The organism is Pseudomonas sp. 2VD, from assembly GCF_005503585.1.
Lineage (GTDB): Bacteria > Pseudomonadota > Gammaproteobacteria > Pseudomonadales > Pseudomonadaceae > Pseudomonas > Pseudomonas aeruginosa.
On sequence record NZ_SCND01000612.1, the window covers coordinates 1 to 1792 of the forward strand.

The 1792-nt window shown below is 65.3% G+C and carries 2 protein-coding genes; both read left to right on the forward strand.

Annotated elements, in window-relative coordinates; all coding sequences use genetic code 11:
• Positions 1 to 2: 2 nt before the first annotated feature.
• Positions 3 to 851 carry a 2-heptyl-4(1H)-quinolone synthase subunit PqsB gene (gene pqsB / locus FFS27_RS32390; protein WP_256659887.1) on the forward strand — a complete coding sequence of 283 codons (849 nt, stop codon included), beginning with the start codon at positions 3 to 5 and terminating at the stop codon, positions 849 to 851.
• Positions 844 to 1792 (forward strand): 2-heptyl-4(1H)-quinolone synthase subunit PqsC (gene pqsC, locus FFS27_RS32395; protein WP_137952534.1); only part of this gene is annotated, 949 nt, incomplete at its 3' end. The genes pqsB and pqsC, both read left to right, overlap by 8 nt.

The following is a 1792-nucleotide window of genomic DNA, read 5'->3' on the forward strand; positions in this document are numbered from 1 at the left end:
TGTTGATTCAGGCTGTGGGGGTGAACCTGCCCCCATCCTATGTGTGTCTGGAGGGGCCGCTGGGAGGCGAACGCCCTCGCGCCCAGGGCGACGAGATGCTGATGCAGCGCTTGCTGCCGGCGGTTCGCGAAGCCCTGGACGAGGCGGCGGTCAAGCCCGAGGAGATCGACCTGATCGTCGGCCTCGCCCTGTCTCCCGACCATCTGATCGAGAACCGCGACATCATGGCGCCGAAGATCGGCCATCCGTTGCAGAAGGTCCTCGGCGCGAATCGCGCGCATGTCTTCGACCTCACCGACTCGAGCCTGGCTCGCGCCCTCTACGTGGTCGATACCCTCGCCAGCGACCAGGGCTATCGCAACGTCCTGGTCGTGCGCGGCGAATCCAGCCAGGGATTGGAAGTGGACAGCGAGTCCGGCTTCGCCCTTGCCGACGGCGCCCTGGCGCTGCTCTGCCGGCCGACCGGCAAGGCCGCGTTCCGTCGCGGTGCGCTGGGCGGTGATCCGGCGCAGGAATGGCTGCCGCTGAGCATTCCGCTGAATACCGATATTCGCCAGGTAGGCGACGTCAAGGGGCACCTCAACCTGCCGGCCCAACCTGGATTGCCCGAAGCGGTACGCGCCGGATTCACCCGTCTGGCCGGGGACTTCCCGCAACTGAACTGGGTGCGCGAGGAATGGTTCGGCCAGGGACGGCCCGATGGTCGTTGCCTGGGGCCGTTCGAGCTGGCGTCGCAACTGCGCGCGGCACAGCGCGACCGTCTGGATGAACTGCTGCTCATCAGCTTCGATCCGTTCGGCATGGTGGTGGAGGGCGTGACCCTGGAACTGGCGGAAGAAGCTCATGCATAAGGTCAAACTGGCAGCGATCACCTGTGAACTTCCGGCTCGCAGCTACGAAAACGACGATCCGGTGTTCGCTGCGGTACCGGACCTCAGCGAGTCCTGGTGGCAATTCTGGGGCGTCAATCGGCGGGGCTATTTCGACCCGCGGAACGGTGAGAACGAGTTCAGCCTGGTGGTCCGGGCCGCCGAGCGCCTGCTGCGCAGCAGCGATACCGCGCCGGATAGCGTGGACATGCTGATCTGTTCGGCTTCCTCGCCGATCATGACCGACGCCGGCGATGTCCTGCCGGACCTGCGCGGGCGTCTCTATCCGCGCATGGCCAACGTGCTGTCCAAGCAGCTCGGCCTGAGCCGGGCGCTGCCATTGGATTCGCAGATGGAGTGCGCCAGCTTCCTGCTCAACCTGCGCCTGGCAGCGAGCATGATCCGCCAGGGCAAGGCCGAGAAAGTGCTGGTGGTGTGCAGCGAGTACATCTCCAACCTGCTCGACTTCACCTCGCGTACCTCGACCCTGTTCGCCGATGGCTGCGCGGTGGCCCTGCTGACCCGCGGCGACGACGACAGCTGCGATCTGCTGGCTTCGGCCGAACACAGCGACGCCACGTTCTATGAAGTGGCCACCGGTCGCTGGCGCCTGCCGGAAAACCCGACCGGCGAGGCCAAGCCGCGGCTGTATTTCTCGTTGTTCAGCGACGGCCAGAACAAGATGGCCAGCTTCGTCCCGACCAACGTGCCGATCGCGATGCGCCGGGCGTTGGAAAAGGCCGGCCTGGGCAGCGATGACATCGATTATTTCGTCTTCCACCAGCCAGCGCCGTTCCTGGTCAAAGCCTGGGCCGAGGGCATCGGTGCCCGTCCGGAGCAGTACCAGCTGACGATGGGCGATACCGGCGTGATGATCCCCGTTTCCATCCCGTACACCCTGATGACCCTGCCTCTTATACACA